Annotated in this window: 14 protein-coding genes and 1 pseudogene; all 15 read right to left on the minus strand. The window is 44.8% G+C overall.

Annotated features, from left to right (window positions below; all coding sequences use genetic code 11):
• Window positions 1-13 precede the first annotated feature (13 nt).
• On the minus strand, window positions 14-1390 hold the full coding sequence (locus CXM95_RS12505; RefSeq protein ID WP_086297404.1) for a PTS transporter subunit EIIC: 1377 nt from the start codon (window positions 1388-1390) through the stop codon (window positions 14-16).
• A gap of 146 nt (window positions 1391-1536) precedes the next feature.
• The gene (locus CXM95_RS12510) at window positions 1537-2532 is read right to left on the minus strand and encodes a LacI family DNA-binding transcriptional regulator (protein ID WP_042890342.1); all 996 of its coding nucleotides are present in this window, start codon (window positions 2530-2532) and stop codon (window positions 1537-1539) included.
• Window positions 2533-2904: 372 nt separating this feature from the next.
• A complete protein-coding gene (locus tag CXM95_RS12515; protein ID WP_008379064.1) occupies window positions 2905-4215 on the minus strand; it encodes an NCS2 family permease in 1311 nt (436 codons plus the stop codon).
• Window positions 4216-4376: 161 nt separating this feature from the next.
• The gene (locus CXM95_RS12520) at window positions 4377-4976 is read right to left on the minus strand and encodes an NUDIX hydrolase N-terminal domain-containing protein (protein ID WP_016613623.1); all 600 of its coding nucleotides are present in this window, start codon (window positions 4974-4976) and stop codon (window positions 4377-4379) included.
• Between the two features lie 206 nt (window positions 4977-5182).
• Window positions 5183-5803, minus strand: coding sequence for a zeta toxin family protein (locus CXM95_RS12525; protein WP_005234665.1), 621 nt, complete (start codon window positions 5801-5803; stop codon window positions 5183-5185).
• Window positions 5804-6670 carry a class II fructose-bisphosphate aldolase gene (locus tag CXM95_RS12530; RefSeq protein ID WP_005234664.1) on the minus strand — a complete coding sequence of 289 codons (867 nt, stop codon included), beginning with the start codon at window positions 6668-6670 and terminating at the stop codon, window positions 5804-5806.
• A gap of 22 nt (window positions 6671-6692) precedes the next feature.
• Window positions 6693-7085 (minus strand): hypothetical protein, encoded by a 393-nt coding sequence (locus CXM95_RS12535; RefSeq protein WP_005234663.1) that lies wholly within the window; start codon window positions 7083-7085, stop codon window positions 6693-6695.
• Between the two features lie 18 nt (window positions 7086-7103).
• Window positions 7104-8393: a PTS sugar transporter subunit IIC gene (locus CXM95_RS12540; RefSeq protein WP_008379073.1), complete on the minus strand. Its 1290-nt coding sequence runs from the start codon at window positions 8391-8393 to the stop codon at window positions 7104-7106.
• A gap of 31 nt (window positions 8394-8424) precedes the next feature.
• Window positions 8425-8727, minus strand: a complete 303-nt coding sequence (locus CXM95_RS12545; RefSeq protein ID WP_005225455.1) for a PTS sugar transporter subunit IIB — start codon at window positions 8725-8727, stop codon at window positions 8425-8427.
• A 22-nt stretch (window positions 8728-8749) separates the two neighbouring features.
• Window positions 8750-10818 (minus strand): annotated as a pseudogene (locus CXM95_RS12550) (BglG family transcription antiterminator).
• A gap of 235 nt (window positions 10819-11053) precedes the next feature.
• Window positions 11054-12103, minus strand: a complete 1050-nt coding sequence (locus CXM95_RS12555) for an FUSC family protein (RefSeq protein ID WP_086297470.1) — start codon at window positions 12101-12103, stop codon at window positions 11054-11056.
• A gap of 261 nt (window positions 12104-12364) precedes the next feature.
• A complete protein-coding gene (locus tag CXM95_RS12565) occupies window positions 12365-13585 on the minus strand; it encodes an NAD(P)H-dependent oxidoreductase (protein ID WP_042890446.1) in 1221 nt (406 codons plus the stop codon).
• Between the two features lie 26 nt (window positions 13586-13611).
• Window positions 13612-14217 carry an NADPH-dependent FMN reductase gene (locus CXM95_RS12570; protein WP_086297474.1) on the minus strand — a complete coding sequence of 202 codons (606 nt, stop codon included), beginning with the start codon at window positions 14215-14217 and terminating at the stop codon, window positions 13612-13614.
• Between the two features lie 24 nt (window positions 14218-14241).
• Window positions 14242-15180 carry an FAD:protein FMN transferase gene (locus tag CXM95_RS12575; RefSeq protein ID WP_101699225.1) on the minus strand — a complete coding sequence of 313 codons (939 nt, stop codon included), beginning with the start codon at window positions 15178-15180 and terminating at the stop codon, window positions 14242-14244.
• A gap of 201 nt (window positions 15181-15381) precedes the next feature.
• The gene (locus tag CXM95_RS12580; RefSeq protein WP_142973744.1) at window positions 15382-16233 is read right to left on the minus strand and encodes a helix-turn-helix domain-containing protein; all 852 of its coding nucleotides are present in this window, start codon (window positions 16231-16233) and stop codon (window positions 15382-15384) included.
• Window positions 16234-16259: the final 26 nt, after the last annotated feature.

Consider the following 16259-nt stretch of genomic DNA (forward strand, 5'->3'; position numbering starts at 1 on the left):
AGCAAGGGATTATTTATTGGTTCAACTCTTTGGCTAGCGGTTTGCGCTGCAATTGGACACCAGCAAAACCGACTGCAAAGGCAATCAAAATCACGACGACGTATTTCAGCATGGCACCGAAATCTCCAGTATACAACAATAGTCCTGGAATAAAAGTGATGCCCATCCCAGTGGCAGCTAATTGGAAGACATACGTCGCAAACCCGCCGACTGCGCCCCCCAACATGCCTGCGCCAAAAATCCGCATTGAGCGTAAGTTGACCCCAAACAGTAAAGGTTCCGTGATCCCAAATAAGGTTGGAACCGCCGCACTGATGGCATTTGAGCGTTTGACTTTGTTTTTATAAATAAATGCCGCAGCGATCGCAGCCCCAAATTGTCCCGCCATACTTGCTGTACCTAAGACTTGTAGGACGTTTTCGCCTGTCGTATTCAATAACCCTAACTCAATAATACTTAACGAATGGTGCAATCCAGTGATCACGATCACTTGCTGAACCCCTCCGTAAATGATATAACCGATGCCCAATGGTGCTTGCACCAAGTAAACGATACTGTTGATGACTGCTCTTTCAGCTACTTGCAAGATTGGTCCTAACGCAAATAAAATCAAACCTAAAGTAATGACGATCGTTAAGAATGGTGTCACAATCAAGTCCATCATTTGCGGAACAAATTTACGGAACCATTTTTCTAGCTTAGAAACTAAGATCCCGACAATAATTGCTGGAAAAATCGACCCTTGATACCCAGAGATCGATAAACCGAATAAGTGCAGTGGCTCTGCATCCCCGCTGGCAACTGCCCAAGCGTTAGGCAATTGCGGTGCCACCATCATCAATCCTACCACGATCCCGATGATCGGATTACCGCCGAATTTTTTCGTCGCACTATAGGCGATCAAAACAGGTAAAAAGGCAAACGCTGTATCCGTTAACATTTCAAACATGGCTAACCAGTCAGCACTATAGGTGACCCCCAACTCAGTCAATAATCCCCGAATCCCCATCAAAAGCCCCGTCGTTACCAAAGCTGGAATCAATGGCACCAAGACATCTGACAACGTGCGGACAACTTTTTGGACGGGTGACAGATTCGAATAAACATCATCTTTGAAGCCAGCTTTTTCAGCGGAGGCGTCATTGCCCATTTCAGCGGCGAAGGCTTGATACACTTCATTGACTTTTCCTGTTCCAAAAATGAACTGATGTTGTCCCGTGTTGAAAAAATAGCCCTTGCTGCCCTCAACTGCTTCCGCTTTGTCTTTATCTACTAACTGATCGTCTTTCAAAATCAAGCGCAAACGTGTGGCACAGTGTTCAAAGTTTTTGACATTTTCTTTGCCGCCAACAGCTTCTAACACTTGGTCGATCGTTTTTTGTTCCTTCATTTTTCCCACTCCTTTGATCGTCGGTTCATTTGTGGAACCGGTTCTACCTTTGTAGATTAACAGAAACCGCTTGCAATTGCAAGCAAAGAAAATAAAAAAACAGAACGCCGCAACTGGACGTCCTGTTTTCTCTAAAAATGTTTGCTTTATTGCTCCTGCTTGTCAAGCTTGGCAGTCGACTGTTTGACCACTAATCGATTCGGCAATTCGATCACTTCAGGAACCTTTTCCCCTTGCGTCAGTTTTTGGATCGTTAAGACGGCATCGATGCCTAACTGGACATAGGGATATTGGGTCGTTGTGATGGTCGGATAGACATAATCCGTCGAATCATAGCCGCCAAATCCGTTCAAGGAAAAGTCTTTCGGCACTTGGTACCCTAGTTCATGGGCGGCTTTCAATACAGCAACAGCAATATTATCGGTAGCACAGGCGATGTACGTTGCCGGTTGATCTTTCAAGAACACAAGGGCTTTTTGGTACGTTTCTCTTCTTGAAAAAGACGTTTCGATAAAGTCGACTTTGACGTTGGGGGTTTGTGCCAAGACATCAAGAAATCCTTTTTTCCGCAAGACACCTACCGCATAATCATTTTCGCTGACACCAACAAATAAATAACGTCGGTGGCCAGCGCTGACTGCATATTCTGCCATGGTTTTGCCAGCTTGATAATCTTCATGGACGATGGAATGAATGCCAGCTAACTGTTGACCTAACAATAAAACCGGCATAGGAACCTCTGCCAGCACCGCTTGCAGCTGCGGCGTGATTTTGCGCGCAAAAAGGATCATCCCTGCTACTTTTTGTTTGACTAGCATTTCGATATTTTCTAGTTCCCGTTCATCGCTTTGATCGGAGTTGGTGATCAGCATTTGATAGCCGTTTTCCCGAGCCGTCGTATCGATCCCTTTTAACACATCATTTGTCGAGGGCGAATTCAATCGAGGAATGATCACGCCCAGCAATTTCGTGTCTTGGGCTTTCAGCGATCGAGCAAATGTATTGGGGCGATAACCAGTTTCAGCAATGATCTGATCAATTTTTTTGCGCTTTTCTTCACTGATATAGCCATTGTTCAGATAGCGGGAAACCGTACTTTTCGCTACTCCCGCCTTTTCAGCAATGTCCTTGATCGTTGTCATGATTTCCCACCTTTGCATTTTCTTTTATTATAACAATAACTGAAAGAAAAGCGCAGGTTTTGCGTAAAAATTGTTGGGTTGGGCGGTTTTGGAATGAAGCTTCACTTCAAAGTAATCTTACAATCAATGAATGGTAGAGAAACTAAAATCTCCCTTTACAAGCTATGGCGAAGATCGATCAGATCATTGAGCATATTTTTTAAGCAATACACCGCCATGATTCGTCAGCAGATAAACCACGGATAGTAAACCATTATTGGATTCTGAACATTTTTATAGCAAGCGACATATAATAAAAAAACCAGCTAAGCCACGCTTAACTGGTTTTTTTATTAGTAGAGATCCTATCCTAAGTTTACATTAAAACGTCCCTCACACATTCAAAATCCACATAAACCCAAGAAAGACAAAGAACAAGCCGTACATGATTGGTGAGACTTCTTTGCCGCGTTTGGCTGCTAACATGGTGATTGGGTAAAAGATGAAGCCCAAGGCGATCCCATCGGAGATGCTGTAGGTCAACGGCATGCCTAGTAGAATCAAGAAGGCTGGGATTGCGATTTCCATTTCGTGCCATTTGATTTCTCGTAGCGATTGTGCCATCAGCACACCTACGACGATCAGTGCTGGTGCCGTCACTTGGGAAGTAACAACGGATAGCAATGGTGAAAAGAACAAGCCGAACAAGAAGAAAATTCCAGTCGTCACAGCAGTCAAGCCAGAACGACCGCCCACGGCGATCCCAGCGGAAGATTCCACATACGCCCCTACTGGTGAGGTCCCTAATAAAGAACCGGCGAGCATGGCAGTGGAGTCAGAAGCAAGTGCTTTGCCGACTCGTGGCATTTTGTTGTCTTTCATGAAGCCTGCTTGGTTGGCAAGCCCCACCAAGGTGCCTGCGGTATCAAAGAAAGTGACGAGTAAGAAAGTCAGTACTACGACCCACATTTGCAGGGAGTTGATGTCTCCTACATGGTTTAGCGCCACTAAGAATGTGGAAGAAATACTTGGTGCAGCAGAAACGATACTGGATGGTGCTTGGATCAAGCCAGTCAAAAGACCTAAAACAGTTGTTGCGGCCATCCCGATAAAAATTCCACCAGGAACTCGGCGAACCATCAAGACGGCAGTGATCACTAGACCAAAAATCGTCAGCCACGTCGTACCGACACTCAATGAACCTAGTGCCACAAGGGTCGAATCGTCGGAAACGATGATCCCGCCTTCGCTCAGTCCCAAAAAGGCGATGAACAGACCGATCCCGCCAGAGATGGCGTATTTTAAATCAGCAGGGATCGCATCAATGATCAGCTCCCGTAATTTGAAGATCGTGATCACGATGAAAATCAGTGATGCCACAAACACACCCGCTAATGCTGTTTGCCATGGAACCCCCATTCCAATACAAACTGAATAAGAAAAGAAGGCGTTGATCCCTAATGCGGGTGCTGTAGCGATCGGGTATTTTGCTAAAACCCCCATCAAGATACAGCCCAATGCACTGGCTAACGCCGTTGCTGTAAAGACGGCACCTTCGTCCATCCCAGATGCCCCGAGGACCGTTGGATTGACGAATAAAATATAGGCCATTGAGATAAAGGTGGTGAAACCAGCTAAGATTTCTCGTTTGACCGTTGTTTGTAAGGTATCTAGCCCAAAAAAGGAATTGATTTGATTCTTCATTTTTACTCCTCCAGCAATCAAGCAAAGGTGTCGCCATTGCTTGATTTTTTTATAATGAAAACGACGAAATCAATCATAAACCAACTTTATCTGCAAGTAAATATTATCCGGTTAAAAAAACCAATAAAACGCTTTTTCCAACATCTTACCCTTAGTTGTTTCTAATCAACGTGTAACGACTTCTCATTCACCAATTGCTCCAGCTGTTCCTTGGTGGTGCGCTTGATGGAAAGCTTTGGCAACTCGTTCAACGCAAAGTAATCGCTGTTGGAGGTTTCACTGTTTTTGATAAAGTCCCCTGCCAGAACCTCACATTCAAAGACCAACTTATAGTATTGAAACACTTGCGGAATGTCTTGTCTTAGATTCGTATCAAAAATTGCTCGCAGCTCCTTCACCTCTACTAGCAAACCGGTTTCTTCCAGCACTTCTTTTTTGATGTTTTCCCGAGGCGTCAAGCCAATCTCTGCATAGCCACCCGGCAGTGACCATTCTTTCGTCAGGCTGTCTTCCACTAGCAAGATTTTTTCGTCTTTTTGGATCAATGCTCGTACGTCGACTTTAGGTGTAGGATACCCCTCATTTTTTTCTATTAAAAGGGTCAACGCAGCTGCGTCTTGATCCACGACGGTACTCATCAAATGCAATGCCAACTCTTTGATTTCTTGGTATCGTTCCTTATCGTACACATCTTTGCCATAGTACAAACCTGCTTCAGCGATCGATAACAGGCGTTTGTATTGCGCAAAATAATCTTTCATCCATTCCCCGCCTTTTCCATTTCTCTGTTATGCTTCTTATTCTAGAGGAAATCGGCGGTTTTGCAAAAGAAAGTCTTCTGAGACATAAGAAACAATCCGTCTTGCTTTGACAGCTAAACTTCCCCAAAAGCTGAGTCATGAGAAATAGCTCATAAAAAAAAGCAGTTGGCATGTACCTAGAACAGGTATAACGCCCACTGCTTTGCTTATTTACTTAGCTCAATTGCGATTCTCTCGATCAACGGACGATAATCCACTTGCTTGTAATCTTCCACATTGACTTCGATAAGCTCCCCTAACTGAAAGTCATCGTAACGGCGATCGGTGATGATTTGCCGAAACGCTTCTTTGGTTATATGGTTGGTTGCAGCATGTCTATCTTCCAGCACATCCCCGTAATGGTATCGTTCCATGATAAAACTCAAATGACGGTCATCCGCTCGATCACGTATGAAACGTCTTTCCCATAAGGTTTCAAACGAGGCAGTCAAACGTATGGTCAAGCAGTCGTAGCCATAACTTTGAGCGAGAAAAGTCAGCAAGGGCTTCTGCTTTTCACTAAAGGGGTATTCCGAGACCACCAAGCGTTTTCCTAGAGACATATACAAGCCCAATGCCTGATAGTAAAAAGGCCAAACATACTGTTTTTCGATCTGGGCTTTTTCTGCCAATGAATCAAAGCCAAGGGATTCGGCATAGCACTCTTTGATTTCATCTGGCGTAAGAGCGAAAAGATCGGGAAAACGTGCCTTCAGCAGATTCAGTAAATAACTTTTTCCAGTCCCAGGACTGCCTGCCAATAAAACAAGCATCTTTTTGCGTACCATCTATTTGCCGATCGCAGTCGGCGCTTTCGTATTCATGAAAAGGCCGATCTTGTGCTTGACGATTTCTTTGATGGCTTCATTGGATGGGATCACGTTGTGGCGCAATGATTTGTTGACTTCCGTTGCCCCAAAATTTTCTTTCGCAATCTTCGTCCAATTGACCAACAATTCAGTACCTACATTAAACTTGCGAATGCCGTTATTGATCAATTCAGGATAATCTTCTTCTTTGACGCCAGTTCCTCCATGAATGACTAGCGGCACGTCGACGACTGCATGGATCTCCTTCAATAACGCAACATTCACTTCGGTTTTGGAGCGGAATTGGCCGTGATTGGTTCCGATAGCGATGGCTAGCGCATCGACGCCAGTAGCAGCGACAAATTCTACTGCATCTTCTGGGCGTGTGAAGACTTTATCGTCTTCTTCCACATGAATGCCTTCTTCTGTGCCGCCGATCGTTCCTAGTTCTCCTTCGACGGACACCCCATGGGCATGGGCGTATTCTACGACTGCGCGCGTTTTCAAAATGTTTTCTTTGAAGGGCAAATGCGAGCCATCATACATCACCGAGCTATAGCCGCTATCAATCGCCGCTTTGATCTCATCGAAATCTCTGGCATGATCCAAATGCAAGACAGCATCTACTAGCTCGTGATCGGCAATCGTTTTGACGACATTGACCAAGACATCATAGCCGATGTATTTCGCCGTATCGATACTTGTTTGAATGATGATGGGTGCCCCCATCTCTTTGGCTGCCCGCAGCATACTTGGCAGCATTTCTAAATTATGGGTATTAAAAGCCCCCACTGTAAAATTCAATGCTTCTGCTGTTTTCGTTACTTCTTTTAATGTTGTATACATCCTTGATTCCACCTCGTCTAGTTTAATTGCCGCTGATCGTAAGTTGTTTGGCGATTTGCCGCATTTCTTCCATTTTGTCCATGTAATAGTCGATCTTTGCATCGTCGCCGTTTCGTGCGGCGGCGGCACGCTGAGCATTGTAAAGGGACATCAGTTTTTTGTAGCCGTCCCCGATCGATTTTTTCGCCTGCAAGCTTTTTTCCAATGCGTCGATCGCTTCTTCTGTGCGGGAAAGTTTTGCCTGGGCTAAGCCTAACGCTTCATACAATTTTGCTTGTTCGTCGATGTCAGTTTCTGCTTGCAACTGACTTTCTAAAGTTTTAATAAGCGCTTCTGCCTCTTGGCTTTCTTCAGCGGTCAAAGGAACCGCTGGTGTTTCTGTGGGCTTTTTTTCTTTTTTGAAAAAAGAGAACATAGGTCTTCCTCCTAGCGATTAAAAGTTTTTCAATAAGGGACTGATGATCCAAGCATATAGCAAGGCTGCCGTAACGGTATCCACATCAGTTGCAGTAGCGTTAACAAAGCCCATTTGATTGAAGATCGTTACAAGTAGGGCTGGCAGTAATGTGATGAAGAATCCGTGAAAGATCCCTCCGATGATCGCCCCTCGACGTCCACCGACCGCATTGCCGAAGATCCCAGCGGTACCGCCGGCAAAGAAGTTCGTCAGCATCCCCGGCAAGATCATCGCCAAGCCAAAGACTGGTAAAACGAACATGGCGATGACTGTCCCAATCGTTGTAGTAATGAAGCCTAAAATAACTGCATTGGGGCTATATGGGAAGAACACTGGGCAATCGAGTGCTGGTTTTGCATCAGGCACCAATTTCATGGCGATCCCACGAAATGCAGGGACGATCTCGCCTAAGAGCAACCGAACGCCAGCTAGCAAAACATAGACCCCAACCACGAATTGAATGGCTTGCAAGAAGGCATACATGATGTAATTTTGATCACCAGAAAGCGTAGAAGCAAAGGTTTCTCCAGCAAACAAGACCGTCACGATATACAGTGGAACCATCACGACCATGACAGAAAGATAGGTATCTTGTAAAAATTCAAAAGAACGTGGCAGTTTGATGTCTTCGATCGATTTTTTCTTCTCGCCTCTTTCTCCAAACAGATAGGCAACGCCTGCTTCAAAGAGGTAGCCGATCGTACAGAAATGTCCGAGAGCAATGTCGTCTGACCCAGTGACTTTGCGGATGATGGGCTGAGCCATCGCTGGCATCGCTACGGCAAAGATCGCCCCAATCAACCCACCGACAAGAATCAAGACAACGCCCCGTAAACCAGCGAAATAGCCAAAGACCGTCGTCATGGTCGCCATCCATAAAATGGCTTGACCCGTCAAGAAAATATATTTCCATTTTGTAAAGCGTGCCAATAAAATATTAAAAACAAAGATGGCTAAAAATGTCAGCGCTATGTCCCGACCCAAGCCCAACTCATTCATCGCTTGCCCGTTGATGGCTTCGATGGAAGGAATTATGCCTTGCATGTCGAATCCTTCTGTGAAAATCTCGCCGAAATAGGTCAAACTACCGACGATGATGCTAGAACCAGCGCTTAAAACCTGGAAGCCCAATAGAGTCTTCAAACTTCCTGAAATGACTTGACCTGCTGACTTTTTCTGAAGCAACAGCCCTAGCATCGCGATCAAAGCGATCGTGATCGATGCCTGCGTTAAAATATTATCAATGATAAAATTGATGATGCCCATTTTTTCAAACTCCCTTCGTCATGCCTCTTCCTTACAGTGCGCCTTTTTCCGTTAATACTGGGGTGATTTTTTCTTCGATTTCTGGTTTTGAAACGATGTTGCGCAAATAAATGATTGCGGTTGTCGGGTCCAAGGCAAACTTTTCAAATTGCGTTCGGAAATTCTCTGCCGTAATGATGATGTCTGGTTTCATTGATACCGCTGATGAGATATCGACATGATCCAATTTCGCCTCCACTCCTAATTTCGTTAAGACATCTTCTGTTGACATCTGAGCCGCAAAGCTGCTGCCAAGACCTGCACCGCATACGAATAAGATCGATAATTTGTTCATGATTTTTCCCCTTTTCTTTTTTTTATGAAAATAGCAATGATTGAAAAGCTTCAATCGTAGAGCAATCCAGCAACTGCGTGACTTTTTCTTCATCATTGATCAGTTCGATCAATTCCTTCATGATGGCAAGATGAGAGTAGGAGTCCACCGCAGCCAAGCAAAAAATGATTTTGACGGGGTCCATTTCTGGGTTCCCAAATGCGACTGGCGGCGCCAAGGTGAGGACACTCACACCCAACTGCTGGGCGCCATCTTCTGGTCGTGCATGCGCCAGCGCCAAATGTTTGCCAATGACGATATAAGGACCGTATTCCTCCACCGCCGCAACCATTGCCTCGATATAGCGTTTTTCGATGATCTGTTCTTTTACTAGCGGCTGCGCAGAGCGTTCAATGGCTTCTTCCCAATTTTGAACAGGAACATTTAATTGAATATGACTAGCGGATAAAACATCTTTTAACATTGGCTGAATCTCCCTTGCATTAATGGCTAATTGATTTTGTTCAAACAAATGTGTCAATTTGCGATAGGCGGCAGCATCGACCGTTCCACCGCTTTCTTCAATGACTGTAAGCAATTGATTGAAGAACAGCGTGGCATTTTTTTGGTCAAAGGCGATCCGCTTGAATTGTTCATTGTTTTTTAAGAAACGGCGGATCACTTGGTGATTTTCTTCATTGATGATCGGTGGGATCAGTAATACCGGCTTTTCTCGATAATCGATCTCATAGGTTGAAAAAACCAGATCCACATCGAATTTCGTGATCAAATTGACTTCTTGTGAATTCAAGACTGCCGCAACTTCTACTTCTGGAAACTTCTCCTTGAGGCTGGCTGCCAGCAGATTGCCGGTTGCCATTCCATGGTTACAGACGACGACCGCCTTATAGATCGTAATAATCTCGTGGTTCAATGAACTTAGGGCTGTAGAAAAATGAATCACGAGAAATGTCAGTTCATCTTCTGATAGTGGTTGACCGACGATCTCTTCGATCGTGGGGGCGAATCCCTTGACGGCTTGGTAGATTTGTCCATAATTTTTGCGAACGGTCTCTTTGATCGGATTGGGTACTTGAATGCCGCTCTTGGCTCGAACGATCAGCGCTGCCATATGTTTATACAATCCCTCTAACAACTCTTCTTCCTTTTTACTAAAAGGGATCTTGGTTTGGCATTCCACAAATTGGATCAGCTGCAGCGACAAGAGTTGCGCATGCGCCCATTCGATGGAATTGGACAAATCTTTAAAATTCAGTGATTCGATGATGAAAGAAAGATAGTTGACTTCGATTTCTGGTGGCTCGATCGAAAAGGTTTCAGCGATCGCCTGGATATAGGCTGACCCTTGGAGCGGATTGCTGGAAGTAGACCAGTTCATGCGAGTGATAAATTCCTTCATTCTGATGCGCATCAGCCAAATGGCGGTAAACAATAAGATTTGGCTGCTGTACAACTCATTTTGATTTGGCGGCAACACTGCTTGCATCACTTGTTGGATCTGTTTGATTTCTTTTTGCGGCAAATAGCGATAAAGCAATTTTGTAAAGACTAAATCTGGGGTCTGTTTATCAAGTGGCAGCCTACCGATCCGCTGATTGATGATGTCAAAAATCATCGTCCGAATCGCTCGTTCCGATCCATTCAACCGCAGTCCTTTTTTCCTAGACTAATGATCTCAATGCCATATTTATTGATGTCCGCCCGCAAACGGCGCATGTCTTCATCCATGCTGCTTTTCGATATCTGGTACGCTTCTTCTTTTTTATTCAACACCAGGATCTCTTTTGAAAATGTCAGATGCAGTAGCAGATCAAAACTACGCTCTTCACGGGTCATATATTCCGACTGTTGTGCCTGTAATGCCTGCCAAACGATGGCTTGCTGCTTTGAGGGCATTTTCAAAAGGATGCCCTTTCCTCGAAGGGTTTGGACCGGTCCGATGTGTAAGTCAGCGAGAAACGTGTTGATCTCATTCAAATCATTGCGGATCGTCCGCCCACTCGCTGCGGTCTCTTCTGCCAGTTGCTCGATGGATAGTGGATAATCAGTCACCAACAGGCGATGCAAAACATCTACGATTCGTTTTTTCACAACTTTCTCTCCTTCTCTGATTTGAGTATATGATTTCGCTTACAACAAAAAAAGTAGATGTTTCTGCCACTTTAGTTTGCAAAAATGTAAACGCTTCTATTTCGAATTAGGAATCTTTGCTCGATTATTTCATATTTTCCTTATTTTTCCTATCCGATGGAGAAAACGTTTAGCTAGAGAATCAGATGCAAAAAAAGCAAGAGCAGCTGCTCTTGCTTATCGATGATGGTGCATTCTATTGTGTTTGATCCGTCGTGTCTTCTTGCTTATTTCCCAGCGCTTGCTCCATTTGCTTTACTGCCCAATCCATTAGAAAGATCAACAGCATTGCCAGCACGCTGCCAATCAATGCCCCTGAAAAACGCAATGGGATCAATTTCAGTGGCGTAAAACTAGTACCGATCGTCATTAACAGCAGGACTTGTGGGTTGGTAAAGAAATTAGCAACGGTATAATTGACTGGCATAAAAAACTCCGTCAATATGTTTAGAATGATCAAGACAACTGCGATCGCTTCAAGGGGCATATGCAAGGACATCAATAAGAAACCCAGCAGCAGCCCTACGATTCCTCCCAGTACCCTGCCGATCGTGCGATTTTTGATTTTTTCCATATGTTCCCCTGCCAATACGGCAGCAGCGGAAATCAAGATCCAATACCCGTTGCTGTCCCGCAACAGATAGGCAATGTAGGTCGCAATGAACAATATCAAAGAAAAGTGCAGCGCCTTGATGACCATTTCTGGTTGCTGAGATAATGCTAGCGAATATTTCTCGTGCAAGCTCAGTTGTTGAAAGGCCGTTTTTTCTTCTTTCAACGGCAGCTGTTCAGCCAACGAAATCACCAGTCCAGCAAGCAGTGAGCCTGCGATGCCATAAAGCAAATAGGAACTGTGGTGCAAGATCTCTCCAAGGTGCGCTGCGTGAAAATTAAAGCCGGTGGCATAAAGCATCAACACGAAGAAATAATCGGGCTTGGGGATCCGCATCACTTTTGACAACAAAAACGCAGAAAACGATAACGCACCGATGATAAAAGGTGCGCTCCAGGGAATCAGTGCTGTCCCAGCGCCTAAAATAAATGCCAGCAGCAGCGCAGCGCCGTGGGTCAAAATGGCGCGCAGATTATAAAAAAGGGACCGATGTTGAAAAGCCAAGTAGGAAAAAGCCCCCATCGCCCCCACAGAACTTATCAAAGGGTCCTGAACGAGGATCCCTATAAACAAAGGAACCGCCATCGCAAACCCTGATCCTAACGGACGCAAGACTTTTCGTTTGTCTTTCATGCAATTCCTCCTATCAAAAAATATGTACGATGATACAGCCGTTTTATAAGCAACGTCCTAAACTAGTATACGAAGCAAAAGATGAATATGCAAATTTTTTTTAGAAACTTTGTGAAATCCTCGCAATGATGTCCTTGATCAACTCAATCGCTCATAGAAAACCGTTTATTCATGAAAAAGCAGCAAAAAGAGAAGCATTCGCTTGGCAACTGATTGCAAGCGAATGCTTCTAGCGATTCCTTCTCTCCCTTTATACAACCCTTATTTCACTGAAGCGCTGGTGACCGCATCTGCTGCAGGTGCGTCATGAGTACTGGCACTAGTGACCGCATCGGTCGGTTCTTGGTGCACAGAAGCACTGGAAATGGCGTCTTCATTGCCGACAAGTTTTTGACCGGTTTGTTGCAAATACCATTCGATGATTGGCTTGAAATCAAGGATGTATTCGTTGATCCCCGCATATTCGCCGTTTTCATCGTGCATCGCTTGATAATTGTGGACGATGTATTTTTCTGGCACCTGTTTCGGCACATGGACCCGAACCGCGTCGGTTGCCCCACTGCGCAGCTGTTGGATCACCCACTCAACATTTTTGAAGGATTTTTCAGGATGGCATTTTGCTAATGGATTGCCGACTTGTCCTGGCACACGTGCTGCTAGCATATTTTGGGCTTCTTCGCGCAGATTGTAATACAAGAATTGGTTGTTGCTATCGGCAAATGTCAATTCCATCGGCATCGAATCTAAGAAGTAATTGATCTGATCGACTGTCAGCAAGCCGCGATTTAGTTTGACGTAGGTATTGCCAGAAACAGCACCGACTGCTTCAGCGGCTTTTTCCAGCCATTGATCATCATACATATCCACCCCTTCCACGGTGGTTGCGATTTTCCCTGTGGCGTAGAGGTCTTCGGGCGGCAATTGTTTGGGACCCGCTAAGGCAGAAACGACTTTGATAAATTGCAAGAAGCTGTTGATCGTCGCATCTAAAAAAGCAACCGTTCGGGCATCGATCAAATCACCCGCTTCATCGAAAGCTTCTTTGGCTTTGCCCAACAAAAACTCATTCCCTGGCATCACTAAAGCATTGACTCCCGGTGCGTCCAAAATCTGGCGCAGATGCAGCTGAGCCCTTGAAGTTCCTTGATCGTAGTAAGAGGCACCCACGATCATCACTGGTTTGTTTTCCAGAGGATGGATCTTGAATGAAAGCCATTCTAGCAAGCTTTTCAGTCCTGCCGTCACGGTATGGTTGTGCTCTGGTGTAGCAATGATCACACCGTCTGCCATCAGCAATTGCCGATTCAAACGCTGGATGGCTGGGCTTTGGGTTTGATCTTCCTCTTGATTAAAGAGAGGAAAGTCTTTGATCTCTACAAGTTCTAACGTGAATTCCTTTTTGTATTGCTTTTTGATAAAGTTCAGCAGCTGACGATTGGTGGAGACTTCAGCGGCTGATCCGACGATTCCGATCAATTTCATTGTCTTTACGCTCCTATCTTTTGCGATTAGATGGTTTCCCATGAAAATTCAGCAGCTTCTTTTTGATTAGCGGCATGGGCGTGCTGCAACTGGCTGGTAATTTTTACAAATAATAGAAAATCGTTGAACAGTCCTTGCAGTTTTTGGGTCTGCTCTTCATCGATCAAGTTGCCTTGCTCGTCAAACGCTTGCAGCGAATGACCTAATAGAAATTCAGAGCTAGGCATGATCCGTGCTTTTAACTCTGGAGAGTCCAGAATCTGTCTTAGATGGGCTTGGGCACGAGAAGAACCTAACGTCCCATAAGAAGCACCAGTGATCATCACTGGCTTGTCAACAAAAGGGAAAATTCCATAGGACAACCAGTTCAGGGCATTGATCAACGCTGCGGGTACGGCATGATCGTATTCTGGTGTACTGATAATCACACCGTCTGCTGCTGCGATTTTTTCGGCAAGCTGGGTTACTTGTACGGGCAACTCCTTTGATTCTGGTTTGTTGAACATTGGAAGATCTTTGATCTCGACTAGTTCGATCTCTGCCTCATTGGCAAACATTTTTTTCATAAACTGCAACAACGTACGATTGGTGGAACGAGTGGTATTGGTTCCCACGAATCCGATAAATTTCATCCTGTCTCTTCCTTTCTGGTTGGGCTATCTTAAAAGTCTTGCCTGAATGCCTTTAGAGGCAATGACTTCATTTTCTTTGGTTACGATGATTCCTTCGATTTCTGGCTGCTGCTGAATCTCTTGCAAAACAACTGGAATGGGCTTGCCAAACAAGCGCGAAGTCCAGATTTCCCCCAGTAACGATGTCGCTGCAACGATCGTGATGCTCAAATACCCACATTCGATGGGAAAGCCACTCTGAGGATCAATCAAATGATGATACGTTCCTTCAGCGGTGGTCAAGACCCGCTCATAGATCCCCGAAGTGACGACGGTTTGGTCCTTGATTGGCAGAATGCCCAAGGTGTCTGCCCGACCGCCTTTGGGATCTCGGATCCCGATCCGCCAATGCCCGTCCGAATGATTTGGTGCAGCGCCGAAACAGACAATATTTCCGCCTAAGTTGATCAATCCATACGCTGCTCCACGGGCTTGGCAATGGGTGCGTAACTTATCAGCGATGTAGCCTTTTGCTAATGCTCCGAGGTCGATCCTCATTCCAGCTTTTTTCAAAAAAACCTTGCCTGCTGCCAATTGGATCTGTTGCGGGTCTGTTAGCGCAAGCAATTCTTTGACCTGCGTCTTTGATACGATGCGGGCATCTTCAAACCCGATGCGCCATGCTTGGACCAGTGGACCGATGGCAATATTCAGCTGACTGTGGGGAGCACAGCTATGATGTTTGCCGATTTCGATCAGCTGGTACAATTCTGGATCAAGCACAAGCCCCTTTTGTCCTGCTAACTGATTCAGCTGATTCAATTCCGATCGCGGATCATTGGCACTAAAGCGATGGTCGTATACTTTCAGTTGGGTCTCCAGCTCGTCCAGTACACTTTCTGGTTTTGTATGAGCGACTTTTAACTCAATGGACGTGCCCATCCGCTGAATCGTGCGAGCGGCTTCTCTCACTGCTGTCTTCATAAAATCCCTTCTCCTAAAAACGATATACCTCAAATTATGTTAGTTTTTTCACAATTAAAGAATACTCCCGATATATTTTTTTGTCAACACGATTATATATTTTTTTATATAAAGAAAATTCAAAAAAGCAGTCCCTTCGTCGAAAGGACTGCTAGTTATCAAGCATTTGCGCAACAAAACTTTTTTGTCGAAAATATATTTTTAATCAATCGTTTCTTCGACCGCTTTTAAATGCGCCAATAATTTTACATTTTTATTGATTTTGGCATACGCTCGTGCATCGTGTAACATTTCCAAAATTGTTTCTTTCGGCTGTTGTTCACGAATGGCATTTTCGGTCAGTTGGGCTGCCGCGCGAGCCAAGTAGTAGGTCAAATGATTGTCGGAACAAATCGCCAACACATAATTCAACAAGGTATCACTAGTTTCCAAATCATCGACTTTGGCATAAAAGACGCCGCAATGAAAAACGATGTTCAACACCCGCCACGTGTCTTCGATCGTTTTGATCGGATAGGTATAAATTTTCTCAAAGACCTTCGTCACATAAAACTCAGCCTTTGCCCATTCCTCTTCTCTGGCATACACCAAACCGATCCCAGTATAAGCTAAGAGATCAAACAATTCCTCCGCCGTTTCATTCATCAATAACTGATCGAATTGAAACAAGACATCGGTAATCGCAGCTTCATTAAAAATCATTTCAAAGCCTTTTAAATAATCATATTGCGCTTTTAATGCTGGTTCATCGATCAACTTCACTTCGATTTGACTTAACAATGCAGCCAACTGTTCATACTCGCTCGTGATCAAGTAGAATTCGGCTTTTGCCAATTCTTCCTTGATTTTGGTCGTTGCGACATTCATGGAAGAAAACAAGTCGACCAATGGCAAGCCGATCCGATTACACAATTTGATCAAAATTTTGAGGGACGGTGCTTGACCGTTGTTTTCAAATTTACTCAAAGTGGCTTGCGTACAGATTCCTTCCGAAAGTTCTTGCTGCGAGAAGCCCGCCTGTTTCCTCGCTTCAATAAATCGTTCAACATTCATCGCCTTGCTCCCTCCCATTGTCGATA

This window comes from Enterococcus sp. CR-Ec1, from assembly GCF_002850555.1.
GTDB classification, from domain to species: domain Bacteria; phylum Bacillota; class Bacilli; order Lactobacillales; family Enterococcaceae; genus Enterococcus_D; species Enterococcus_D entomosocium.

What these genes read in the sequence shown, in the direction of transcription:
- CXM95_RS12535 (WP_005234663.1), bottom strand. Translation starts at nt 7,085, where the DNA reads ATGTTCTCTTTTTTCAAAAAAGAAAAAAAGCCCACAGAAACACCAGCG.
- CXM95_RS12545 (WP_005225455.1), bottom strand. Translation starts at nt 8,727, where the DNA reads ATGAACAAATTATCGATCTTATTCGTATGCGGTGCAGGTCTTGGCAGC.
- CXM95_RS12510 (WP_042890342.1), bottom strand. Translation starts at nt 2,532, where the DNA reads ATGACAACGATCAAGGACATTGCTGAAAAGGCGGGAGTAGCGAAAAGT.
- CXM95_RS12540 (WP_008379073.1), bottom strand. Translation starts at nt 8,393, where the DNA reads ATGGGCATCATCAATTTTATCATTGATAATATTTTAACGCAGGCATCG.
- CXM95_RS12525 (WP_005234665.1), bottom strand. Translation starts at nt 5,803, where the DNA reads ATGGTACGCAAAAAGATGCTTGTTTTATTGGCAGGCAGTCCTGGGACT.
- CXM95_RS12505 (WP_086297404.1), bottom strand. Translation starts at nt 1,390, where the DNA reads ATGAAGGAACAAAAAACGATCGACCAAGTGTTAGAAGCTGTTGGCGGC.
- CXM95_RS12575 (WP_101699225.1), bottom strand. Translation starts at nt 15,180, where the DNA reads ATGAAGACAGCAGTGAGAGAAGCCGCTCGCACGATTCAGCGGATGGGC.
- CXM95_RS12515 (WP_008379064.1), bottom strand. Translation starts at nt 4,215, where the DNA reads ATGAAGAATCAAATCAATTCCTTTTTTGGGCTAGATACCTTACAAACA.
- CXM95_RS12520 (WP_016613623.1), bottom strand. Translation starts at nt 4,976, where the DNA reads ATGAAAGATTATTTTGCGCAATACAAACGCCTGTTATCGATCGCTGAA.
- CXM95_RS12580 (WP_142973744.1), bottom strand. Translation starts at nt 16,233, where the DNA reads ATGAATGTTGAACGATTTATTGAAGCGAGGAAACAGGCGGGCTTCTCG.
- CXM95_RS12570 (WP_086297474.1), bottom strand. Translation starts at nt 14,217, where the DNA reads ATGAAATTTATCGGATTCGTGGGAACCAATACCACTCGTTCCACCAAT.
- CXM95_RS12565 (WP_042890446.1), bottom strand. Translation starts at nt 13,585, where the DNA reads ATGAAATTGATCGGAATCGTCGGATCAGCCGCTGAAGTCTCCACCAAT.
- CXM95_RS12530 (WP_005234664.1), bottom strand. Translation starts at nt 6,670, where the DNA reads ATGTATACAACATTAAAAGAAGTAACGAAAACAGCAGAAGCATTGAAT.
- CXM95_RS12555 (WP_086297470.1), bottom strand. Translation starts at nt 12,103, where the DNA reads ATGAAAGACAAACGAAAAGTCTTGCGTCCGTTAGGATCAGGGTTTGCG.